At 58.2% G+C, this 23,489-nt stretch carries 22 protein-coding genes and 1 pseudogene; 9 read left to right on the top strand and 14 right to left on the bottom strand.

All coding sequences use genetic code 11. From position 1 onward, the window contains the following. The first annotated feature begins 28 nt into the window (after positions 1–28). The 3 genes from A3220_RS18185 to A3220_RS12535 are packed head-to-tail and all read left to right on the top strand — an operon-like array spanning position 29 to position 1,632. On the top strand, positions 29–226 hold the full coding sequence (locus A3220_RS18185) for a DUF924 family protein (RefSeq protein WP_054640822.1): 198 nt from the start codon (positions 29–31) through the stop codon (positions 224–226). Positions 227–252: 26 nt separating this feature from the next. Then, positions 253–1,329, top strand: coding sequence for a 23S rRNA pseudouridine(2604) synthase RluF (gene rluF, locus A3220_RS12540; protein ID WP_062375108.1), 1,077 nt, complete (start codon positions 253–255; stop codon positions 1,327–1,329). Between the two features lie 6 nt (positions 1,330–1,335). Continuing rightward, on the top strand, positions 1,336–1,632 hold the full coding sequence (locus A3220_RS12535; RefSeq protein ID WP_228219151.1) for a DUF1294 domain-containing protein: 297 nt from the start codon (positions 1,336–1,338) through the stop codon (positions 1,630–1,632). Here the strand turns inward: A3220_RS12535 and A3220_RS12530 are convergent. From A3220_RS12530 to A3220_RS12475, 12 genes are all read right to left on the bottom strand, one after another. Then, on the bottom strand, positions 1,616–2,290 hold the full coding sequence (locus A3220_RS12530) for an aminodeoxychorismate/anthranilate synthase component II (RefSeq protein ID WP_054640824.1): 675 nt from the start codon (positions 2,288–2,290) through the stop codon (positions 1,616–1,618). The two genes, A3220_RS12535 and A3220_RS12530, sit on opposite strands and share 17 nt — an antisense overlap. Next, positions 2,287–3,708, bottom strand: a complete 1,422-nt coding sequence (locus tag A3220_RS12525; protein WP_062375106.1) for an anthranilate synthase component I family protein — start codon at positions 3,706–3,708, stop codon at positions 2,287–2,289. Before A3220_RS12525 ends, A3220_RS12530 begins: the two co-directional genes overlap by 4 nt. Then, positions 3,705–3,974, bottom strand: a complete 270-nt coding sequence (locus A3220_RS12520) for a Trp family transcriptional regulator (RefSeq protein WP_062375105.1) — start codon at positions 3,972–3,974, stop codon at positions 3,705–3,707. The genes A3220_RS12525 and A3220_RS12520 overlap by 4 nt, the downstream gene beginning before the upstream one ends. A 115-nt stretch (positions 3,975–4,089) precedes the next feature. Then, positions 4,090–4,659 (bottom strand): hypothetical protein, encoded by a 570-nt coding sequence (locus tag A3220_RS12515; RefSeq protein ID WP_058578062.1) that lies wholly within the window; start codon positions 4,657–4,659, stop codon positions 4,090–4,092. Positions 4,660–4,703: 44 nt separating this feature from the next. Beyond that, positions 4,704–5,534, bottom strand: a complete 831-nt coding sequence (locus A3220_RS12510) for a methyltransferase domain-containing protein (RefSeq protein WP_058578063.1) — start codon at positions 5,532–5,534, stop codon at positions 4,704–4,706. Between the two features lie 110 nt (positions 5,535–5,644). Beyond that, positions 5,645–7,345 carry an AMP-binding protein gene (locus tag A3220_RS12505; protein ID WP_062375103.1) on the bottom strand — a complete coding sequence of 567 codons (1,701 nt, stop codon included), beginning with the start codon at positions 7,343–7,345 and terminating at the stop codon, positions 5,645–5,647. Between the two features lie 75 nt (positions 7,346–7,420). Continuing rightward, positions 7,421–8,338, bottom strand: coding sequence for a hydroxymethylglutaryl-CoA lyase (locus tag A3220_RS12500; protein WP_062375101.1), 918 nt, complete (start codon positions 8,336–8,338; stop codon positions 7,421–7,423). A 9-nt stretch (positions 8,339–8,347) separates the two neighbouring features. Beyond that, a complete protein-coding gene (locus A3220_RS12495) occupies positions 8,348–10,399 on the bottom strand; it encodes an acetyl/propionyl/methylcrotonyl-CoA carboxylase subunit alpha (protein WP_062375099.1) in 2,052 nt (683 codons plus the stop codon). Then, positions 10,396–11,220, bottom strand: a complete 825-nt coding sequence (locus A3220_RS12490) for an enoyl-CoA hydratase/isomerase family protein (RefSeq protein ID WP_062375097.1) — start codon at positions 11,218–11,220, stop codon at positions 10,396–10,398. The genes A3220_RS12495 and A3220_RS12490 overlap by 4 nt, the downstream gene beginning before the upstream one ends. 12 nt (positions 11,221–11,232) lie before the next feature. Beyond that, complete coding sequence (locus A3220_RS12485) at positions 11,233–12,840, bottom strand: carboxyl transferase domain-containing protein (protein ID WP_062375096.1); 1,608 nt, start codon at positions 12,838–12,840, stop codon at positions 11,233–11,235. 22 nt (positions 12,841–12,862) lie between these two features. Beyond that, entirely contained in the window at positions 12,863–14,032 is a 1,170-nt protein-coding gene (locus tag A3220_RS12480) for an isovaleryl-CoA dehydrogenase (RefSeq protein ID WP_054640826.1), read from the bottom strand. 49 nt (positions 14,033–14,081) lie between these two features. Next, on the bottom strand, positions 14,082–14,486 hold the full coding sequence (locus A3220_RS12475) for a MerR family DNA-binding transcriptional regulator (RefSeq protein ID WP_062375094.1): 405 nt from the start codon (positions 14,484–14,486) through the stop codon (positions 14,082–14,084). Positions 14,487–14,824: 338 nt separating this feature from the next. Here A3220_RS12475 and A3220_RS12470 point away from each other — a divergent pair. From A3220_RS12470 to A3220_RS12450, 5 genes and pseudogenes are all read left to right on the top strand, one after another. Continuing rightward, a pseudogene (locus A3220_RS12470) lies at positions 14,825–15,298 on the top strand (branched-chain amino acid ABC transporter permease); the annotation flags it as partial. A gap of 243 nt (positions 15,299–15,541) precedes the next feature. Next, complete coding sequence (locus A3220_RS12465; RefSeq protein ID WP_062375092.1) at positions 15,542–16,696, top strand: acyl-CoA dehydrogenase family protein; 1,155 nt, start codon at positions 15,542–15,544, stop codon at positions 16,694–16,696. Positions 16,697–16,742: 46 nt separating this feature from the next. Then, a complete protein-coding gene (locus A3220_RS12460) occupies positions 16,743–17,858 on the top strand; it encodes an enoyl-CoA hydratase/isomerase family protein (RefSeq protein ID WP_062375090.1) in 1,116 nt (371 codons plus the stop codon). A 42-nt stretch (positions 17,859–17,900) separates the two neighbouring features. Next, on the top strand, positions 17,901–18,797 hold the full coding sequence (gene mmsB / locus A3220_RS12455) for a 3-hydroxyisobutyrate dehydrogenase (RefSeq protein WP_062375088.1): 897 nt from the start codon (positions 17,901–17,903) through the stop codon (positions 18,795–18,797). Between the two features lie 126 nt (positions 18,798–18,923). Beyond that, entirely contained in the window at positions 18,924–19,550 is a 627-nt protein-coding gene (locus tag A3220_RS12450) for a glutathione S-transferase family protein (RefSeq protein ID WP_062375087.1), read from the top strand. 254 nt (positions 19,551–19,804) lie between these two features. Here A3220_RS12450 and A3220_RS12445 read toward each other — a convergent pair whose 3' ends face one another. After that, entirely contained in the window at positions 19,805–20,725 is a 921-nt protein-coding gene (locus tag A3220_RS12445; RefSeq protein ID WP_062375085.1) for a 2-dehydropantoate 2-reductase, read from the bottom strand. A 261-nt stretch (positions 20,726–20,986) separates the two neighbouring features. Next, positions 20,987–21,877, bottom strand: a complete 891-nt coding sequence (locus tag A3220_RS12440) for a LysR family transcriptional regulator (RefSeq protein ID WP_062375083.1) — start codon at positions 21,875–21,877, stop codon at positions 20,987–20,989. Positions 21,878–22,034: 157 nt separating this feature from the next. Between A3220_RS12440 and leuC the strand changes: the two genes are divergently transcribed. After that, on the top strand, positions 22,035–23,486 hold the full coding sequence (leuC, locus tag A3220_RS12435) for a 3-isopropylmalate dehydratase large subunit (protein ID WP_044628340.1): 1,452 nt from the start codon (positions 22,035–22,037) through the stop codon (positions 23,484–23,486). Positions 23,487–23,489: the final 3 nt, after the last annotated feature.

Genomic DNA, 23,489 nt, shown 5'->3' with positions numbered 1-23,489 from the left:
CTTTATGTCCAGTGTTGGAGGCAGAAACATGACCACAGACGCTCAGGCCGTGCTGGCATTCTGGTTTCAGGAGTTGTCGCCAGCCCAGTGGTTTAAGAAAGATGCCCAAATCGACCAACAGATTATCGATCGCTTTGGGCGCTACCCGCATCGCAATGCGGTCTTGGGCAGAGCCTCGACTCCGGAAGAGGTCGAGTTCCTCAAGCAGCCCGGCTCCTCTTTTTAACGTTTATTTAGGCTATATGGCGATTTATGTCGTTACGAAAATCTACCCGTATCAATAAATACATCAGCGAAAGCGGCCTCTGCTCCCGCCGGGAGGCGGACCGCTTTGTCGAGCAGGGCAATGTGTGGATCAACGGCCGCCGGGCAACCACTGGTGACCAAGTGGTCGCGGGGGATCGGGTAAAGGTCAACGGCCAGGAGATTGAGCCGCAGGAAGAGGAGGATTTAGTACTGATCGCGCTCAACAAACCGGTGGGGATTGTCAGCACCACGGAGTCGGCAGAAAAAGACAATATCGTTGAGTTTGTGAAGCACGGCACGCGTATTTTCCCCATTGGGCGCTTAGATAAAGACTCCCAGGGGTTGATCTTTCTCACCAACAACGGCGACTTGGTCAACAAAATCCTGCGCGCCAACAACAACCACGAAAAAGAGTACGTGGTGACGGTCGATAAACCGATCACCAACGAGTTTATTGCCGGTATACAGGGCGGCGTGCCGATCCTTGGGCAGATGACCAAAAAGTGTCAGGTGGTTAAAGAGTCCACCTTTGTGTTCAATATCACGCTAGTGCAGGGGCTCAACCGCCAAATTCGCCGTATGTGCGAATACTTTGGCTACGAAGTGACGCAACTGGTACGTACGCGCATCATGAACGTCTCGCTGAAAGGGCTGGCGCTGGGGGATTGGCGTGACCTGACGCCCAAAGAGATCGAGACCATTGTTGCCCTCACCGAAACCTCAGATGTAGCGCCTGAGAAGAAAACATCTGAGAAGAAAGCACCTGAGAAGAAAAAAATCGCCCGACCCAACTACAGCGGCGGTAGAAGTAGCGCGCAGGATAAAAAGACGGCAGCAAAACGGGCCTCTTCAGGTGCCGGCGCGGGTAACAAAGCCCGCAAGGATCCCAAGGCAAAAGGGGCCGCTGCTGGTAAGTCAGGCGGCAAAGGAGCAGTGTCAGCGGGAAGACCGGCCACTAAAGGAAAGGGGAGGCCCGGGAGCCACTCTAGCGGCAAACCGGGCGCGCGTAAGGGCGCGATAAAGGGCGGACGCCCCAGCGGGGGTAAAGCTGCCTCCGGTAAGCCGCCTTCCCGGCGCAAGTAGTTCTCCATGACAGAGATGCCAACTTATATGAGTTACCTACTGGCGTGGTATGCGACGGCCAGCGTGATTACCTACGTTCTCTATGCGTGGGATAAGCGGGCCGCGATTAAACAGCGCCAGCGGGTGAGTGAGAAAACGCTGCACTGGCTGGCGCTGCTAGGCGGTTGGCCGGGGGCATGGTGCGCGCAGCAGCAGCTGCGCCACAAGACCCAAAAAACCAGCTTTCGACGCGTTTATTGGGCCACGGTGCTGCTCAATATTGCAGTGTTAGGTGGTCTTGTCGCGGTTATGCCACTGCGTTAGGGGCAAATAGGAAGTTAGCGATGAGCTCTTTGCCGCCCTCGGTGGCAAACGACTCCGGGTGAAACTGAATGCCGTGAATTGGGTAGTCACGGTGCTTTACGCCCATCAGCTCAAATTCACCCGCTGCCTGCCAGCGGCCGCGCTCAGCAAAGTTGTCGGCGGTGAGTGCACCTACTGTGGCGGTCACTTCTAGGCACTCTGGAAGTGTCGCCGCATCGGCAATCAGTGAGTGGTAGCGCATCACTTCAAGCTGGTCGGGCACGCCGTTGAATACCGATTGGTTATTGTGATTAATGGGGCTGATTTTACCGTGCATTGGCAGCGGCGCTTTGACCACCTTGCCGCCAAACACATGCACAATCCCTTGCATGCCTAAGCAAACCCCCAGCAGTGGCGTGGTTTTGCCCAGCTTCTCAATCACCTCGGCACATACGCCAAAGTAGCGCGGGTCATCCGGCGAGCCTGGGCCAGGCGAGATAATAATGCGATCCGGCGCCATGGCTTCAATCGCTTTAAAATCAATCTGGTTATTGCGCTTCACCATGATCTCAAAATGAGGCAGCTCGCCGCGATTCTTCTCCGTGGTCAGAATCTCACCAATAAACTGGTAAAGGTTATAGGTGAAGGAGTCGTAGTTATCGATGATCAGCACCTTCATGCGGGGCTCTCCGTTTCCGTATCCATAAAGGGGGCCAAGGCCTTGCGAGTGCCGGCGAATTTGCGGCGAATCTCTTCGTATTCATCCTCGGCGTTGCTGTCGTACACGTTGCCGCCGCAGGTTTGTACGTAGGCGCGCTCGCCGTTGACAAACACCGTACGGATCGGGATCGCAAAGGTGCAGTCGCCGTTGAAAGAGAACTGGCCCACCGCGCCGCCGTAGGGGCCGCGCCCATCGGTTTCTAGGTCATCGATGATTTTCATCGCTTCGATTTTAGGTGCGCCGGTTAGCGTGCCCGCCGGGAAGTTGCTGGCCAGCGCGGTGAACATGTCTTCGCCTTCGGCAATGATTCCGACGATCTCACTAGAGATATGCTGAACGTGGCTGAAGCGCTTGATATCCATTAGGCTGCGTACTTTCACCGTGCCAAACTGGGCCACTCGGCCAATATCGTTGCGGTGCAGGTCCACAATCATATTGTGCTCGGCGATCTCTTTGGGGTCGTTGAGCAGCGCGCGGGCAAGCTGGGTATCTTCCTGGGGCGTTTGGCCGCGCAGGGTAGTGCCTGCCAGCGGGAACGTCTCCATCTCGCCCTGGCGCAGGCGGAACAGCAGCTCGGGGCTCGCGCCAATCAGCTTCTGTTCGCCAAACTTCACGTAGTACATCTGCGGCGAGGGGTTGATGGTACGCAGCTGCTCGTAAAGCGCCAGGGTGTCGCCCTGAATGCGAAAACGCTTTTTAAAGCCCACTTCGCACTGAAAAACTTTGCCGTCGATGATGTCCTGCTTCACCTTGGCGACCGCTTCGGCGTGCTCGGCTTTGCTCATGGTGTCGCCCAGCGCTGTAATGTGCAGCGGGCCTGCGGGTTCGTCGTCGGCGTCGATCAGCGTCTGCAGAAACTCGTAGCGGCTATTGTCGTAGTAGAAGTAGGTGACTTCCCCGGTCATCTTGTCGAGGATCAAGCCGTCTTTATACAGCCCAAAGCGGAACGTATCGAAGTCGTCGCTGGCTTTCAGCGTCAGCGACGGCTCGAAGTACTGCATGGCGTCGTAGCCCAGGTAACCGCTTAATCCGCCCGCGTATTTGCGTGAAATAATATTTTGCGGGATCAGGCTGCGCAGCAGCTCGTAGGGATTGTCGCTCTGGTAATGCTTGGCATCGCCGTCGCGGTTTTCAATGGTCAGCGTGGTGCCATTGGCGTAGAGCGTGTACTCGGGGTCGAAACCAATGATCGAGTGGCGCGCCATGTGGCTATCTTCGCCCAGCGACTCCAGCATGTAGCAGGTATCGAAGTGCCGCTCGATTTTTTGAAATAGGGCAAAGAAGTCGCAGTCCGCCGCCAGGGTAACGTAGTGGGGCTTGCGGGGCAGGGTAAACGGCTGTGGGCCTGCCGCAGCGGCCGTATCGGTAGTGCTCATAAGTGATCATTCCGTGAAGAGGCTAACATCGTCAGCGCGCGTGATCCGCGTGACACGGTCGCAATACCCACGCCTAGGGTTTCGGCAATTTTGCGGTGGGGCACGCCATCGCGCAGCAGCTTAAAAATCTGTAGGCGTTTGCTGATTTCTTGGTACTCTGCTGGTGTCAGAAGGCTTGCCAGCGCAGCGTCCATGGCCTCGGGGGTCTCGATGGCCACCAGATGGCGTACCAGCTCAGTCTGATAGTGTGACGGAGAGAGGGGCATGAGTGAGTCACCAGCGGTCGATGTAATCCGTGTTAATGTACTAGTACGATAGTACATTAACACGGATAAACGCCGAGTCAAGAGACATCTCGGCTGGCAGCATCGAAAACTGGGATTAAAACGGCAGGTGTAGCGAAGCGCTGAGCATATTGAGGTGGCTGAGCGTGGCTGCATCGATACGCTCGTACTCGAAACGGCTGATCAACCGGTTGATGGTCATGGTGGCGCCGAAGCCTTGCAGTAGCGCCGTGCCGCCATCATCGGCCTGGGGCTGGTACGCTTCACCACGCCACTCGGTGAAGCCGGACTTGGCATAAATGCTGACGGCGCCCATGCGCACGCCTGCCACCAAGGCGCCACCCAGGCTCAGGGTGTCCATGAGCAGCGGGTTCATCTGGGAAGTAATGGGGACTTCTTCACTTTCGCGATAGGCGATCTCGGCACCGATATCCAGCCGGGGCAGCTGTTCGGGGCTGAATCCCGCGGTCAGCCGAAAGCCGGTGGTGTTGGTGTCCAGGCTGCTCAGGTCGCTGCCTTCCAGCACCACACCGTTATCGAGGCGCATCCATTCGCTATTGGGGGCTGCATAGGAGAGAGCAGGAGCGTCATCATCGGCCAAGGTGGCTTCTAGGGGTAGGAGCGTGCCGAACAGACTCAAGAGCAGGGTGCTTGCCAAGCGGTTCATTGGCGTTCCTCTTGTCCTTTCTTGTTGACGTTATCCCTAACAGACTAGCAACGGGCGCTGATTTCCACCACGTTAATTGCACCATTCGCCAAGTTTTCCAATAAATGTTTACCCATGCACATAAACCGTTCGCCAAACACCCACTGCGGGGAGAGCACACCGGTACGCGGGGCCTGCTCTTTTTGACGCTGGCGCTGGCGCCATTTAAGCGCGGTGTGGCTCCAGTCTTCGCAGTGTCGAATATCGAAGCCCGCCGTTTGCAGTCGCTGTGTCAATGCCGCCAACGTCAGCAAATGCGAGTGTGTCGGCCCTTCTGCCCAGGGCACCGGAAAACGCAGTGCCTCGCAGTGAGGGCCGCTGACCACCTCATGCATCACCAGCTGCCCGCCGGGGCGCAGCACGCGGCGGCACTCGGCCAGTACGCGTGCAGGATCGGGCATATTCATCAGGCTGTGTTGGAACAGCACAGCATCGAAGCTGGCATCACTAAACGGCAGTGCGCAGGCATCTCCCGTCACACAGCGCAGAGTGCCCGCTGATGAATCGTTAGGAGGCTGTGTCATTGCCAGTTCGCTGATGGCTTGATTCAGCACGTTAAAGCGGTGGGTAATATCCAGTCCGGTGAGATGAAAACCCAATGCGGCCCCCTGGCGCATCAATCCCCCCAGCCCTGCGCCAATATCCAGCGCCATAGGGGCGCTCTGATCGAGCAAATCCAAGAGCCTTTTCGATGCGGCGATACCGCCAATATGCAGCTGGTCGAGCGGTGCTAATTGATGCAGCGTGGGGCCATCGGGGTAGTGGGAGCTCAGTTGGTTAAGGATATCCTGGTCGCGCAGCGCTTGATGGTAGTGGTGGGCGAGGGAAGTGGGCATGGGGAACCTCGGTTGGTGCTAACGTCTCAGGATCAGAACAACCCTGGCGAACGCCTCCGCTACGGGTTGTTCTGATCGACAGTTGATCGTTGTAACAGCTTCGATCCCTTTTACTTTTGGTCTTCCAGCCCCAGCTCTTTAATCGAGATTTCGCGCATTTTGAATTTCTGAATTTTGCCGGTCACGGTCATCGGGAACTCATCCACGAACTTGAAGTAGCGCGGGATCTTGAAGTGGGTGATTTTGCCTTTGCAGTATTCGCGCAGGTCTTCCCCGGTAATCTCGCCCGCTGTGCTGTTGAGCTTCACCCAGGCAATCAGCTCTTCGCCGTACTTTTTATCTGGCACGCCGGTGACCTGTACTTCGGAAATCGCCGGGTGAGCGTACAAGAACTCTTCGATCTCTTTCGGGTAGACGTTTTCGCCGCCGCGAATCACCATGTCTTTGATGCGACCGACGATCTGGATGTAGCCCTCGTCATCCATGGTGGCCAAGTCGCCGGTGTGCATCCAGCCTGTCTCGTCGATGGCCTCAGCAGTGGCTTTATCGTTGTTCCAATACTTCAGCATCACGCTGTAGCCACGGGTACACAGCTCGCCGATTTCGCCACGGGGTAGAATGCCGCCGTTGCCGGGGTCGACGATCTTGCTCTCCAGGTGAGGCTGGGTGCGGCCCACGGTGGAAACGCGCTTTTCAATGGTGTCGTTCGCGCCGGTTTGCGTGGAGACCGGGCTGGTTTCGGTCATGCCGTAGGCGATTTGCACGCCCTTCATGTTCATCTTGTTGATGACCTGCTTCATGATCTCTGCTGGGCAAATGGAACCCGCCATAATACCGGTGCGCAGCGTCGAAAAATCGGTGCTGGCGAAATCCGGGTGCTCAAGCTCGGCGATGAACATGGTAGGAACACCATACAACGCAGTGGCTTTCTGCTCATGAACGGCTTTCAGCACTTTGCCGGGGTCGAAGCCTTCATCTGGGTAGATCATCGCCGCGCCGTGGGTCACGCAGCCCAGGTTACCCATCACCATGCCGAAGCAGTGGTAGAGGGGTACCGGGATGACCAAACGGTCTTCGCTGGTAAAGCCCATGCTTTCCGCCACAAAAAAGCCATTGTTCAGGATGTTGTGGTGGGAGAGTGTGGCCCCTTTGGGAAAGCCGGTGGTACCAGAGGTGTACTGGATATTGATCGGATCATCGAACTGCAGCGTGGCCTGTAGGTCGTCCACGTCGGTTTGGCTCACCTTGTCGGCTTCGGCGATGAAATCTGCCCAGCGCCACATGCCGCTGTGCTTGTCGGCGCTTAAATTAATCACGCACTCAAGCTCGGGCAGCTTCTGTGATTTTAGTTGACCTTCCGCGCAGCTGTTGAGTTCTGGCGCCAGCTCGAACAGCATCGCCGTGTAGTCGGAGCTTTTGAATTGGTTGGCGGTGACTAAAAAGCGCGCGCCGGACTGGTTCAGCGCGTACTCCAGCTCGTGGGTTCGGTAAGACGGGTTGATGTTCACGAGAATTGCGCCAATTTTGGCGGTGGCAAACTGGGCCAACGTCCACTCGCTGCAGTTGGGTGCCCAAATGCCCACGCGGTCGCCTTTTTGTACACCAATCGCGAGCAGGGCGCGGGCGCAGCGGTTCACTTCCTGCTGAAGCTCGCGGTAGCTCCAGTGAATATTCTGGTGTAGCGCTATCAACGCATCGTTATCCGGGTGCTGGGCGGCAATTTGGTCGAATTTATCGCCAATGGTCATGCCCAACAGCGGCTTTTCTGCGGTGCTGCTGGTGTAGCTGGGCAAGGTTGCAGGTGATGCCATGGTGAGTCTCCGATGTCTTTTTCTTATCTGAACGGGAAGTGACGCATTTTTAATTATTAGGTTGTTTGGGTGGCGTTATGCTTTGCTGCTTTTGGCACACCCTTTGGCGAGTGCCACTTTGGCACTGGGTTGACGGCCAAGCTGCTGAGTGATCCAGTAGCCGGTATCGATCACTGCCTGAAGGTCGATGCCGGTATCGATGCCCAGCCCTTCCAATAAATAGAGCACGTCTTCGGTGGCCACGTTGCCCGATGCGCCCTTAGCGTAGGGGCAGCCACCCAGGCCTGCCGTGGCGGCATCAATCACGCTCACGCCTTCTTCCAGTACGGCGTACAGGTTGGCAATCGCCATGCCGTAAGTGTCGTGAAAATGAGCGGCCAGTTTCTCAATCGGCACCTGCTGGCGAGTGGCTTCGATCATCCGCTTAGCGGCCAGCGGGGTCCCCACGCCAATGGTGTCGCCCAGGGAAACTTCATAGCAGCCCATCTCATACAGCGCTTTGGCGACATCCGCTACTTTATGGGGGGCAATGTCGCCCTCGTAAGGGCAGCCCAGCACGCAGGAGACGTAGCCCCGCACCCTCACGCCTACCTCGTTGGCGCGGGCAAGCACCGGCTCAAAGCGCGCCAGCGACTCGGCAATCGAGCAGTTGATGTTCTTCTGGGAGAACGCTTCCGATGCCGCACCGAATACCGCGACTTCCTCAACGCCTGCCTCCAGGGCGCCTTCTAACCCTTTGAGGTTAGGCGTTAGCGCGGAATACACCACGCCGTGCTGGCGCTGAATGCCGCGCATCACCTCAGCGGCATCGCCCATTTGCGGCACCCACTTGGGCGAGACAAAGCTGGCCGCTTCAATGTGGCGAATGCCCGCATTTGCCAGCCGCTCAATCAGCTCGATTTTGGTGGCGGTGGGCACCATGGTGCCCGGCTCGTTCTGCAGCCCGTCGCGGGGGGCCATTTCAAATAGCTTGATAGACGTAGGCAGTGCCATGTGTGGCTCCTATTCGCTGGGGGCAAAGTCGAGCAGCACAGCGCCCTGGCTTACCGTATCGCCTGCCTGGAAGTGGAAGGTCTCTACGCTGCCATCGGCGGGGGCGGTCATGGTGTGCTCCATCTTCATGGCTTCCATCACCATCAGCGGCATGCCTTTCTCCACCGATACACCGGGTTCCACCAGCAGCGCGACCACCGTGCCGTGCATGGGCGCGGTGAGGGTGGATTCCGCTTCGTGGTGGCCGTGGTCGATGGCGTCGATGCGCCGCCAGAACAGGCGGATTTCACCGCTGGGTTCGGCCATCACCACTACATGACCAGCTTTATACGCCTGTAAGCGGCGGCGGTGACCGTTGAGCGTGACGGCCACGGCATCGCCTTCCAGCGGCTGTAGACTGGCAGTCAGTGTGCTGTTGCCAATGGTGACCTGCCACTGGGTATCCAAGGTGGCGCGCTTGCCCTCTACCACGACCACTGCGCTGTCATTATCCGCGGCTTGAGCGCTTGCCGGGTCACACAGCGCAATGCGAATGGTGTGCGGCGCGTTCAGTCGGAAACCATCGTGGCGGCCCCAAGGGGAGTCGCTTTCGCACTCCTGGGCTAATTGATGCAAACCAATCAGCGCGGCGCTGGCATAGTCTTCTGTAGAAAACTGACGCGGAGCAAACAGGGTCGCTTCGTTGCGCTCGATAAAGCGGGTATCCAGCTCGACGTTCTTAAAGCCAGGGTGATTGGCTAAGCGCTGCAAGAAGGCGCGGTTGGTGACCACGCCCTGCACATCCAGCGCTGCCAGCGCCCGGTTGAGGGTGGCTAGCGCAGCGTCGCGGTCAACGCCATGCACAATCAGCTTGGCGAGCATCGGGTCGTAGTGCATCGACACCGTATCGCCGCTCTCCACGCCGCTATCCAATCGCACTTGATCAGCGCCTAGCCCTGCGCCTTCCAAGTCCAGCGCGAAGCGGGTGAGCAGGCCAGTGGCGGGCAAGAAGTCCTGCTCCGGGTCTTCGGCGTAAATGCGTGCTTCGAAACTGTGGCCGGTAATGGTCAGCTCGTCCTGGCGGCAGGGCAGCGGCTCGCCCATAGCGACTCTTAGTTGCCACTCCACCAGGTCTTGGCCGGTAATCATCTCGGTAACGGGATGCTCGACCTGCAGGCGGGTGTTCATCTCCATGAAATAGAAAGCGCCGTCCTGACCTGGTGAAGAGTCCAGCAGAAACTCCACCGTGCCCGCACCCACGTAGCCAATCTCCTGGGCGGCGCGAACGGCGGCATCACCCATGGCGGCGCGCAGTTCAGTCGTCATGCCGGGGGCGGGGGCTTCTTCGATGACTTTCTGATGGCGGCGCTGCACGCTGCAGTCCCGCTCGAACAGGTACACGCCGTTGCCGTAGCGGTCGCAGAACACCTGTACTTCCACATGGCGGGGCTGTACCAGATACTTCTCGATCAGCATGCGGTCATCGCCAAACGCGGCTTTAGACTCCCGGCGGCAGCCGTCCAGCGCGGCTTTGAAACCGTCGCCGCTCTCTACCACGCGCATGCCTTTACCGCCGCCACCGGCGCTGGCTTTTAGCATGACGGGGTAGCCGATCTTATCGGCCTCGGAACGCAGCAGGGCATCGCCTTGATCGTCGCCGTGGTAGCCGGGCACCAGCGGCACGCCCGCATTCGCCATACGCGCTTTGGCGGCAGACTTGTCGCCCATGGCGGCAATGGCGGAAGCGGGCGGGCCAACAAAAGTAATGCCCGCTTGCTCTAGCGCTTTAACAAAGGTGCCGTTTTCAGACAGGAAGCCATAGCCGGGGTGAATCGCGCCGGTGCCGGTGCGTTGGGCGGCCTCAATCACCGCGTCAACGTTTAAGTAGCTTTCCCGGGCGGCGGCAGGGCCGAGGCGCACGGCTTCATCGGCTTCACGCACGTGGCGGGAGGTGGCGTCGGCATCGGAATAAACCGCCACGGTTTTTAACCCCATGCGGAGGGCGGTGCGCATCACGCGGCAGGCGATTTCGCCGCGGTTGGCCACCAGGAGCGTATCGAATTTGGTCGGGGTAAACGTCATGAGCGTGGCTCCGCAGCGTTATTGTGTTCTTCAGGAGATGTCCAGGCGGGGCGACGCTTGTCCAAAAAGCTGGCGAGGCCCTCTTGGCCCTCTTGGCTCACCCGCAGCTTGGCAATCACTTGGCAGGTGTGCTCACGAGTAGCATCGGCATCTGGAGCTTGGGCCACGGTGGCTAATAGTGCCTTGGTAGCCCGCTGTGCCTGGGGAGAGCCTTTAACCAGCGTGGCGATCATGCTGTCCACCGCGTTATCCAAGGCATCGTGCTCCACTACCTGATGGGCCAAACCCAGGCTGAGCGCGGTGGGCGCATCCATCACTTCGGCGGTCAGCGCGTAGCGGCGCATTTGGCGCTGACCAAGGGCGCGCTGAACGTAAGGACTAATCACCGCAGGCGACAGGCCAATATTGACTTCCGACAGGCAAAACTTGGCTTTTTCGGACGCCACGACGATATCGCAGCAGGCGGCTAAGCCCACCGCGCCACCAAACGCCGCCCCCTGTACGCGGCAGATGGTCGGGCAGGGCAGGGTATCCAGGCCGTGCATCAGCGCCGCAAGTTTACGGGAATCAGCCAGATTATCTTCCAGGTCGTAATCGACCATGCGCTTCATCCAGTTCAGGTCCGCGCCCGCCGAGAAGCTTTTGCCTTCAGAGCCGAGCACCACCACCCGTACGTCGCCTGCACTTACCAAGCCGTGGAGCTTTTCCAGGTGCGCGTTTAGCTCGGCAATCAGGCTATCGTCAAAGGCGTTATGCACCTCTGGGCGGTTTAAGGTTAGGCGAGCGATACCCGCCTCGATGACTAATGTTGAGTAAGCCATGATGTTCGCCCCTTACATCCGGAACACGCCGAAGCGCGTCTCTTTGACTTCGGCATTCATCGCGGCGGCCAGTGACAGCCCCAGCACATCGCGGGTTTGCAGCGGGTCGATCACGCCGTCATCCCACAGGCGGGCGCTGGCGTAGTAGGGGTGGCCCTGATGCTCGTACTGGTCGCGGGTGGGCTTTTTGAACGCTTCTTCGTCCTCTTTGCTCCATTCTCGGCCTTCGCGCTCGTACTGCTCGCGTTTTACCTGGGAAAGTACGCCCGCCGCCTGTTCGCCACCCATCACCGAAATACGCGCGTTGGGCCACATGAACAGCAGATTGGGGTCGTAAGCGCGCCCACACATACCGTAGTTACCCGCGCCGAAGCTGCCGCCAATCAGCACGGTGTATTTCGGCACGTTGGCGCAGGCCACGGCGGTGACGAGTTTGGCGCCGTGCTTGGCAATGCCTTCATGCTCGTACTTGGAGCCAACCATAAAGCCGGTGATGTTCTGCAGGAACACCAGCGGGATTTTGCGCTGGGCGCACAGCTCAATAAAGTGCGCGCCTTTTACTGCGCTCTCAGAAAACAGCACGCCGTTATTCGCCACGATCCCCACCGGGTAGCCGTGAATATGGGCAAAGCCGGTCACCAGCGTGTCACCGTAGTAGCGTTTGAACTCGTCAAAGTCGGAGCCATCGACGATGCGGCCGATCACTTCGCGCACGTCGTAGGGCTTTTTCAGGTCGGTGCCGACGATGCCATAAAGCTCTGAAGGGTCGAGCTTGGGCGGCCTAGGCGGCTGCATGGCCAGCTGGCCGCGCTTTTGCCAGTTCAGACGCGATACGCAGGCGCGGGCAAGCTGCAGCGCATGGGCGTCATTTTCGGCGTAGTGGTCGGCTACACCGCTCACTTTGGCGTGAACGTCCGCACCGCCCAAGTCCTCGGCGCTGATGCTCTCCCCCGTGGCGGCTTTTACCAGCGGTGGGCCACCCAGGAAGATCGTGCCTTGCTCTTTGACAATGATGGACTCATCCGCCATGGCAGGCACATATGCACCCCCTGCGGTACAGGAGCCCATCACCACGGCGATCTGTGGAATGCCTTCAGCGGACATCGTGGCCTGGTTGTAGAAAATACGCCCGAAGTGGTCGCGGTCGGGGAAGACTTCGTCCTGGCGGGGCAGGAAGGCACCGCCAGAATCCACCAAGTAGATGCACGGCAGGCGGTGCTTGCGGGCAATTTCCTGGGCACGCAGGTGCTTTTTCACCGTAAGTGGGAAATAGGTGCCGCCTTTTACCGTGGCGTCGTTGGCCACAATCACGCACTCAACGCCAGACACCCGACCAATCCCGGTGATCACGCCTGCGGCAGGTACCTCACTGTCGTAAACGTGATGCGCCGCCAGCGCGGAAAACTCCAGAAACGGCGAGCCTTCATCAATCAAATGGTCGATGCGGTCACGCACGTACAGCTTGCCACGGCTCTCATGGCGGGCGCGGGCTTTCTCACCGCCTCCTTGTGCAATGGCCGCAGTGAGTTCACGGAGTTTGTTGACTTCCCCCAGCATGGCGGCCTCGTTGGCCTGAAACACATCGCTGCGCGGGTTGATCTGTGTGGAGAGTGTGCTCATGGCGCGCCCCTGCTAATTTTTGTTAAAGGCTTTCGGTGAAAAGTTCGCGGCCAATCAGCATCCGGCGAATCTCGCTGGTGCCCGCGCCAATTTCGTAAAGCTTCGCGTCGCGCAGCAAGCGGCCGGTGGGGTACTCGTTGATATAACCGTTGCCGCCCAGTAGCTGGATGGCATCCAGCGCGACCTGGGTGGCTTTTTCAGCGCAGTAGAGGATGACACCAGCGGCATCTTTACGAGAAGTTTGGCCACGGTCGCAGGCGGCCGCGACGGCGTATAAATAAGCGCGGCAGGCGTTTAGGGTGGTGTACATATCCGCCACCTTGCCCTGCACCAGTTGGAACTCACCGATGGATTGATTGAACTGCTTACGCTCATGGATGTAAGGAATGACGATGTCCATGGCGGCTTGCATGATGCCAATGGGGCCAGCGGCCAGAACGGTGCGCTCGTAATCCAGGCCGCTCATCAATACGCGAACGCCTTTGCCTACTTCGCCCAGCACGTTCTCGGCGGGTACGCGGCAATCCTGGAAGACCAGCTCGCAGGTGTTAGAGCCACGCATGCCCAGCTTGTCGAGCTTCTGGGCGGTGGAAAAGCCCGGCATGCCTTTTTCGATAATAAAGGCGGTGATGCCTTTGGAGCCGGCATCCGGGTCGGTTTTGGCGTACACCACCAGCACATCGGCATCGGGACCGTTGGTGATCCACATTTTGTTGCCGTTGAGAATGTAGTGGTCGCCATCCTCTTTGGCGCGCAGCTGCATGGAGACCACATCGGAGCCAGCGCCGGGCTCTGACATCGCCAGCGCGCCCACGTGGTCGCCGCTCATTAGCTTGGGCAGGTATTTGGCTTTTTGCTCGGCGGAGGCGTTGATCTTGAGCTGGTTAACGCACAGGTTGGAGTGCGCGCCGTAGGAGAGCCCGACGGAAGCACTGGCCCGGGAGATCTCCTCCATGGCGATACAGTGGGCCAAGTAGCCCATACCGCTGCCGCCATCTTCTTCCGGTACGGTAATGCCCAGCAGGCCCATATCGCCGAATTTCTTCCACAGGTCGTTGGGAAACTCATTGTTGTGGTCGATCTCGGCGGCGCGTGGGGCAATCTCACTGGCGGCAAAGGCGTTGACCTGCTCACGCAGCATGTTCAGTTCATCGTCAAGACCGAAATTTAGTTCTGAATAGTGGGAAAACATGGTCAATCACCTTGTCGTTGTTAATCGGGTCGTTATTCGTTGAGGTTGTTTATTTCGCGGTGGCCGGATGTTTCTCGTTAAGCTCTTCGAGGGCTTGGCGGCAGCGACTCTCAGCGCTTTCAAGCTCCAACTGCACCATCGTGATGTCTTTCATCTGCTGTTCCAGCGCGGCTTTACGCTCGCTGATTTTGCTCAGCATCAGGTGTAGCTGCTTTTCGCTGCCGCTGCGGGTCTCATCCCACAGCTCAAACAGCTCGCGGATTTCCGCCAGCGAAAACCCCAGGCGTTTGCCGCGCAGTGTCAGCTTTAGCCGTACGCGATCTTTACTGCTGTAAATACGTGTCTGGCCCCGGCGGGTGGGATGCAGTAGCTCCTGATCTTCATAAAAGCGGATGCTACGCGTGGTCACATCAAACTCGCTGGCCAGTTCGCTGATCGAGTAGGTTTTGCTCATGATCGTTATTCTCGTCGATAGGGGGATGTCCCTATGGAACACTGACCATGAGGCTAAAACAAGTTTACGTTAACGTAAAGCTGAGATTGCAATGAGTGAGTTACCGTTGAATTTTAAAAAATAACTGATAAATAAAGGCTTTTAAGCTTTAATTTGGTGCATCAGAGTGGTGCGTAGACCAAAGTTGTAATTGTAATACCCTGTGTGGGGTTGCTAGTTTGCACTTACACCTTACGTTCAGGTAAGGATGCGTTGCTGGCTAACGAGTTTCGCTTCCCACCGTACAAGAACAACAAGAGGCGTCCTACCTCATGCGTGCAGACGAAGTGACCAAGTGCATGTACTACTTCGTCTTCGCCGTGTTCGTGTTTGGCTTCGCGGTGATTCAGCGCACGGTTCATTCACCCTTTGGGCAAGTGCTGAAAGCCATTCGCGAGAACGAGCCCCGCGCCGTGTCGCTGGGCTACAACGTCGATGCCTACAAGCTGTTGGCTTTCGTTCTCTCGGCGGCGCTAGCAGGTTTGGCAGGTTCCACTAAAACCGTGGTGTTCCAGCTGGCCTCGCTCACCGATGCCCACTGGCATATGTCGGGTGAGGTGATTTTGATGACACTGCTGGGCGGTGTAGGCACGCTGCTTGGCCCGCTGATGGGGGCGGGGCTAGTGGTTAGCCTGCAGCATCTGCTGGCGCAGTCGCCGTTGGGGAACTGGGTGAGCGTGATTCTGGGCATCATCTTTGTGGTGTGCGTGCTGAGCTTCCGTAGCGGCATCATCGGCGAGCTGGCCAAAATGTACCGTAAAAACTTTAAGTGATGGATTCCCGTTAACCGCGTCTGTCCGTGGATTGGGTGCCTTCGGGCACCCTTTTTTCTGCTTGTGAAATAAGGCCGTAAGCCCATTTCTACGCCAAAGGTCGTGGGGGATTTGGTTGCGCAAGGTAGGGTAAGAATATAAGTTAACGTAAACGTCAACATTGCTAATAATGACAACAGCTAATGCGTGACTTGCCTGCCGCCTGCCTAGGCGCGGTGCATCCACGCACTGTGGAGATACGCCATGAATTTTGAGCTAAGTGAAGACCAGGTCGCTTTTTCTGATATGGCCCGGGCGTTCGCCCAGAACGAGCTAGAACCCCACGCCGCCGAATGGGACGCAGAATCTTTTTTCCCCGTCGATGTGATTCGTAAAGCAGGGGAGTTGGGCTTCTGTTCGCTCTACGCCCCGGAAAGTGTCGGCGGACTGGGCCTTTCCCGGCTTGATGCCAGCATTATTTTTGAACAGCTCTCGATGGGCTGCACCTCCACCACCGCGTACCTCACCATCCACAACATGGTGACCTGGATGCTGGCGGACTTCGGCACACCGGACGCCGTGGCGCAGTGGGGCGAAAAGCTGGCGACCGGCGAGCTATTGGGCTCTTACTGCTTAACCGAACCCAACGCAGGCTCCGATGCGGCCTCGCTGAAAACCACCGCCAAGCGCGATGGCGAGCACTACGTGCTGAACGGCAGCAAGATGTTTATTTCCGGCGCGGGTAGCACCGATTTCCTGGTGGTGATGGCGCGCACCGGCGGCGAAGGCCCCAGCGGCGTTTCCGCCTTCGCGGTGGATGCCAAGAGCGAGGGCATCAGCTATGGCCGCAAAGAGGACAAAATGGGCTGGAACAGCCAGCCCACCCGCATGATTACCTTTGAAGACGTGCGTGTACCCGCTAACCACCTGCTGGGCAACGAGGGCGACGGCTTCAAAATCGCCATGAAGGGCCTGGACGGCGGGCGCATCAATATTGCGACGTGTTCGATCGGCACCGCTCAGCAGGCGCTCAATAAAGCCCGCGAGTACATGCTAGAGCGCAAGCAGTTCGGTAAGCGCCTGGCCGAGTTCCAAGCGCTGCAGTTTCGCCTAGCCGATATGGTGACCGAGCTGGTGGCCGCCCGCCAACTGGTACGCATGGCCGCCACCAAGCTGGATGCGGGCCACCCGGATGCCACCACCTACTGTGCGATGGCCAAGCGGTTCGCTACCGATGTGGGCTTCAAGGTGTGCGACGAAGCGCTGCAGCTCTACGGCGGCAATGGCTACATCAAGGAGTACCCGATGGAGCGCTACGTGCGCGACACCCGCGTACACCGTATTCTGGAAGGTACCAACGAGATTATGCGGCTGATTATTTCCCGCCGCGTACTGGCCGACGGTGCCGCTGAGCTATAGCTGTCAGGGCACATATCACCAAGCCCCGAGCATATAAGGACAAACCATGAGTTGCGTACTGTTTGAAGAGCACACCACCCAAGATGGCCACGTGATTGGCGAGATTACCCTGAACGCCGAGCGCTCTTTAAATGCGCTCACGCTGGAAATGATCGAAGAGATCCTGCCGCGCCTAAACCAGTGGCAAAGCGACGAGCGGGTCGTAGCCGTGCTGCTGGATAGCGCAGGCGAAAAAGCCTTCTGCGCCGGTGGCGATGTGGTCAACCTCTACAAAGCCATTCAAGGTGAAGGTGCCGCGGACTTCCCCGAGCGCTTCTTCGAGAACGAGTACCGCCTGGATTACCAGCTGCACACCTTCCCCAAACCGGTGATCTGCTGGGGCAACGGCATCGTGATGGGCGGCGGCATGGGCCTGTTAAGCGGCAGCAGCCACCGCATCGTCACGGAAACCTCCCGGTTGGCTATGCCAGAAGTTACCATTGGGTTGTACCCGGATGTAGGCGCGAGCTGGTTCCTTAACCGCCTACCGGGCGGCGCCGGGCGGTTTCTGGCCATGACCGGTGGGCAAATTAACGCCCCGGATGCGGTTCACCTGGGCCTTGCCGACCGCGCCATTGCCAGCCACTACCGCGACGAGCTGGCCGAAAAGCTGCTAGCAGCCAGCTGGGGCGAAGGCGAACACACCGACGCCCACGGCGTGGTGAATCACGTACTGCGCGAGCTGGAACAGGCCTCCCAAGAAGTGTTCGCGGAGATGGAAGCGCCAGTTTACAAGTCGTCATCTTTAATTCGTGAGCTGATGGATCACGACACCGTCGAGCAGATGGTTGAGGCTGTGTTGGCAGTCGAGACCGACGACAAGTGGTTCAGCAAAGCGCAAAAAACCTTGGCCCACGGCAGCCCCGTTTCGGTCAAATTGATTCACGAGCAGCTCGCCCGTGCCAAGCATATGTCGCTGGCGGAAGTGTTTCAGTTTGAGCTTTCGCTCTCTGTGCAGTGCTGCCGCCACCGGGAGTTCCCCGAAGGCGTGCGCGCGCTGCTGGTGGATAAAGACGGCCAGCCAAGCTGGACCTACCCAGACGTGGCCTCGGTCGAGCCTTCCTTTATAGACGAGCTGCTGGCACCCGCATGGGACACCAGCCCGCTGGCAGATCTTAAATAACGCACACCGCACTCTCTACAACACGCTAATAAGGACAAAAAGATGACTACCGTTGCGTTTATTGGTTTAGGCAATATGGGCGGCCCGATGGCTGCCAACCTGGCGAAAGCAGGTTTTATCGTGCGCGCTTTCGACCTTTCCGCCCAAGCGCTGGAAACCGCGAAATCCCAAGGCTGCGACGTTGCCGCCACCGCCACAGAGGCCGCTACCGACGCCGATTTCATTATTTCCATGCTGCCCGCAGGCAAGCACGTGCGCGGGCTTTACGTGGATGGTGACGCGCCGCTGTTTGAAGTAATTAAACCCAGCGCGCTGGTGATTGATTGCTCCACCATTGATGCCGATACCGCCCGTCAAGTAGCCGCTGCTGGCGTTGAAAAGGGCATTGGCTTTGTAGATGCACCGGTTTCCGGTGGGGTGGGCGGTGCCCAGGCGGGCGCGCTGACCTTTATCGTCGGCGGCTCGGAGGCTCAGTTCGCCCAGGCGCAGCCAGTGCTGCAAGCCATGGGTAAAAACATCTTCCACGCAGGCGACCACGGCGCGGGGCAGGTCGCCAAAGTGTGCAATAACATGCTGCTCTCGATTCTGATGGCGGGCACCTGCGAAGCGATCAACATGGGCGTCAAAAACGGCCTAGACCCCGCCGTGCTTTCGGAAATCATGAAGCAAAGCTCCGGCGGCAACTGGGCGCTGAACGTCTACAACCCCTACCCAGGGGTGATGGAAAACGCCCCCGCCTCGAAAGGCTACCAGGGCGGCTTCCAGGTGGATCTAATGATCAAAGACTTAGGCCTCGCCATGGACGTGAGCCAGCAATGCGCATCCCCCGTGCCCATGGGCTCCGCCGCCCGTTCGTTGTTCACCCTGCACAAAGCAGGCGGCAACGGCAAACTCGACTTCTCCAGCCTGCTCAAGTTGTATCAGGATAAGAGTGAGTAGTGAGTGGTAAGTGGTAAATCGTGAGGGGGTGGCGTAGCGCGTGGTAACGAGCAGCGCGAGGCACCCGCGAAGGGCGGCAACGCCGCCCTGGTCGCGCCACAAAACTAACCAACAACAAGGATTGCCATGATTACGCTTTGGGGCCGCAACAACTCAACTAACGTCAAAAAAGTGCTCTGGGCACTGGAAGAACTGGAACTACCGTTCGAGCAGATCATGGCAGGCCTGCAACACGGCGTAAACGACACGCCGGAATACCTCGCCATGAACCCCAACGGTTTGGTGCCGCTGCTTAAAGATGACGCCACCCAAAGCGTGCTGTGGGAGTCCAACACCATCATCCGCTACCTAGCGGCTCAGTACGGCCCCAACCATTTATGGATTGCAAACCCTGCCAAAAGGGCGCAAATGGAAAAGTGGATGGACTGGTCTAGCAGCCTGCTGACCCCCGCCCACCGCACCATTTTGATGGGCTATGTACGCACCCCGCCGGAACAGCGCGATAGCACACTGCTAGACCCCGCCATCGCCACCTGCGAAAAACTCTTCGCCCAGCTAGACGTCGCGTTAAGCCAGCAACCCTGGTTCTCTGGCGATGAATTCGGCCTTGCCGATATCGCCATCGCCCCGTTCACCTACAATCTCTTAAACAGCGGCCTTACTTGGCAGCCCCGCCCGCTTCTACAGCGCTGGGTAGAGCAGCTCGCCGAACGCCCCGCCTACCGCAAAGTAGTGATGATTCCCGTCACTTAAAAGGCTATTGCTAACCCAACGAGCAACCACGCCCACGAGCTAAACACATCTTGTAGTGCGTGATAACGAGCAACGTGAGGCAACCGCGAGGGGCAGCAACGCTGCCCTGGGCTGTTATCTATATACTTAATTAAGCTACCGGCTGTTATCACAACATTTGAATTTAGTGCTTGTGAAAGTGCTTGTGAAAGTGCTGCTGGGAACGCATGTGGGAGGGCGCTTCAGCGCGCGACGATTCAGCCACCCAAGCCCACCTAAAACCCAGCCTCCAATAATGCCAACTCCTGATCTAACCCCTTTAACACCTCACACCCCAACCCATGCCGCTCAGCGCTCTCAATCAAAGGCCCTAAAATCGCCCCGCGTTCGGTAAGCCGCCTCGCCTCCACATCCTGCAACATAGAGGCTTTATTATTCGCCGTGTACTCCACCACCTGCCACACTAACGCTAGCCACACGGCGTCACCTTCACCACCATTCGGCGGGGCAACCTCTTCCTTCGCTAAAATCGCAGCCACTTCCTTCACCACGGCAACCACGCGGCCCGAGTAGGCATCACCACGAAGCTCACCATTACGCACGCCATTAAGCGCTACCAACGGGTTAATCGCCGCATTCACCGCTAACTTCTGCCATAAGCGGCTACGAATATCGCCCACCGCCGAAGCAGTAAAGCCAGCCTCACTCAACAGCGTCGCTAAAGATTCCGCTAGTCCTGCGTGCTGGTTATCCAAATCCCCGATAAACGTTGGCCCACGGCCTGCGTGTACCACGCCATCATCCCCGGTTAAGTAGGCCCCCTGAGTAGTGGTAGCGCACAGCACCGGCCCAGGCCACGTTTGGGTAATGCGTGGCTGGGCATAAAAACCGTTCTGCCACAGCACCAGCGGGGTAGAGGGGGGCAGCAGGCTGGCAATACTCGAAAGCGCCGCCTCGGCAGCCATCGCTTTGGTAGTGATATGCACAAACGCAGGCGGCTTAGGGGCATTAGCCACCAACTGTTTAGCGGCGAGTGAGGTTAAGTACTGATCACGCGCTTCGCCTTCTGGCGTGGTGAGCACCTGCCGCGTAGGCAATTCACGGCGGCCAATCACCGCCACCTCCACAAACGGGGCCAGCGAGTGCGCCAATAAACGGCCAATGGCCCCAGGGCCAAGAATCCAGTGGGTTGTCATGGGTAAAGCATCTTCAGCAACGAGAGTGCCGCCAAGCTTACCGTGTTCGGTGTGGGGAGGCTAAGCTAAGGGAAGCGCTGCACGCATCCCGCCACAGCTGTCATCTGCCCTGCCAGCCGGCTAATCCGGCTGGCAGGGGAAACAGACCACCTTCGCTGGTCAGAAAGCGACCGCTGATGCAGTGAAAGTGCCATTATGAGCGTTTCAGCCGCTTAGAGACGAATTGATCAGCGGTTCCTGAAGGTAAGCTTTTTTGTAGCTTTATGTTTCGCGATTTGCTTCCAATTGCTCAATCATTTTGCGGGCAGCATTAGAGAGCGTGCGGTTGTTATGTACTAGATAGCCCAACGGACGATGGATGGGCGCGGTGTCTACGGGTAGCGCTACTAGCTCGCTGTCGAGCATTTTTTCGGGTAACAGGCTCCATCCTAAACCAACGCCACACATCATTTTGAGCGTTTCAAGGTAGTTGGTGGACATACTCACGGGCAGGTTAAGACCTGCTTCTTCAAAGCGCTGGCCAATCAGCGTGCGGGTAAAGGTTTTGGCTCCCGGCAATATGCAGTTCACTTCACACAGTTCCGCCAAGCTCAGGGGCTTGTCATCAGCACGGCTGCGTTGGGCCAGCGGGTGGTCTTTGGCGCAGACAAAACACAGCCGGTCTCGCCAAAGCTCGACTACCTGCAGTTGTTCAACGGGGTGAGGGGCGAGCGTCACAATGGCCATTTCCAGCGTGCCATCCATTACGCCCTGGTAGGCCAGTTCGGAATCTAAAAAGTGCAGGTCTAACGCGACTTCTGGGTGGCGCTGGGTGTACTGCTTTAATAGCGGCGGCAGCCGGTGCAAACCAATATGGTGGCTGGTGGCGAGCGTCAGTTTGCCGCCCACTTGGCCAGAGAGATTCGCCAGCGCGCGGCGGCTATCTTCCACGGTAAATAGAATGCGCTGAGCTTTGGGTAGCAGCACGTTACCCGCCTCGGTGAGTGCGATGCGCCGTCCAATGCGGTCGAAGAGCCGCGTGCCCAGCAGGTCTTCCAGTGTGGCGATGCGCTTGCTGACGGCGGGCTGCGTGAGATGGAGCTGCTCGGCAGCGCGGGAGAAGCTCTGGGTTTCCGCCACGGCGAGAAAGGCTTGCAGGCTTTGGGTATCCACGGCGGCTCCTGGTCATTTATTCCTATTTGGAATCTAAAGTATGAATAACATGAATTGCTTTTATGCACGAGTCGCGTAACACTCCTGTTCATCGCAATTTAAGCAGCACGCAGAGGCTGCCATACCGAACTAGCAGGGCACTGCCCAGGAGAGCCACATGTCAGGTCAAACCCTTTACGACAAACTCTGGAACCAGCACTTGGTGAAACAGCGCGATGATGGTACGGCGCTGATCTACATCGACCGCCAGTTGCTCCACGAAGTGACCTCGCCCCAGGCGTTCGAAGGCCTGCGTTTGGCCAACCGTAAGCCCTGGCGTTTGGATGCCAACCTGGCAACGCCGGACCACAACGTGCCCACCACGGTGAAAGAGCGCGCCGAGGGCAATAGCGGCATTAAAGACCCGGTCTCGCTTATTCAGGTGCAAACCCTGGACGATAACTGCGTCGAGTACGGCATCGAAGAGTTCAAAATCAACGACCCACGCCAGGGTATCGTGCACGTGGTTGGCCCCGAGCAGGGCGCTACATTGCCCGGTATGACCGTGGTATGCGGCGACTCCCACACCGCCACCCACGGCGCATTTGGTGCCTTGGCTCACGGTATTGGTACGTCAGAAGTGGAGCATGTATTAGCCACTCAGTGCCTGCTGGCGCAAAAGATGAAAAACATGCAGGTGCGCGTCGAAGGCGAGCTGGGCCTGGGCGTGACCGCAAAAGACGTAGTGCTGGCGATTATCGGCAAGATTGGCACCGCAGGCGGCACAGGCTACGCCATCGAGTTCGCTGGCAGCGCCATCGAGTCGCTCTCCATGGAAGGCCGCATGACGGTGTGCAACATGGCGATTGAAGCGGGTGCTCGCGTGGGCCTGATCGCCGTGGACGATACCACCATCGACTACCTCGCTGAGCGCCCCTTTGCGCCCACCGCCGAGCAGTGGGAAGCCGCCGTAGCCGATTGGCGCAACCTGGTGTCGGATGCAGACGCTCACTTCGATAAAGTGGTGACGCTGAAAGCCGAAGAGATCGAACCGCAGGTGAGCTGGGGCACCAGCCCGGAAATGGTCACCGGTATTTCAGGCCAAGTACCCGACCCGCAAGCGGCCGATGACGAAACCGTTCAGCGCAGCCACGCCCGCGCGTTGGAGTACATGGGCTTGCAGGCGAATCAGAAGATCACCGATATCAAGTTGGATAAAGTCTTTATCGGCTCCTGTACTAACTCGCGTATTGAAGACCTGCGTGAAGCGGCAAAAGTGGCCAAGGGCAACAAAGTGGCCGATTCCATCAAGCTGGCCATGGTGGTGCCGGGTTCTGGCTTGGTGAAGCGCCAAGCGGAAGCGGAAGGCCTGGACAAAATCTTCATTGAGGCGGGCTTTGAATGGCGCGAGCCGGGCTGCTCCATGTGTTTGGCCATGAACGCCGATAAGCTGGGCGCGGGCGAGCATTGTGCGTCTACCTCTAACCGTAACTTCGAGGGTCGCCAGGGTTATGGCGGTCGTACTCACTTGGTGAGCCCTGCTATGGCGGCGGCGGCGGCGATTGCCGGCCACTTTGTTGATGTACGCACCTTACCCGCTAACGACGCCACTCACGCGCAGGAGGCCTAAGCC

Source organism: Halomonas sp. KX33721 (assembly GCF_001596805.1).
Taxonomy (GTDB): domain Bacteria; phylum Pseudomonadota; class Gammaproteobacteria; order Pseudomonadales; family Halomonadaceae; genus Vreelandella; species Vreelandella aquamarina.
The sequence above is the reverse complement of the archived record's forward strand: the minus strand, read 5'-3'. Positions and strand labels throughout refer to the sequence as shown.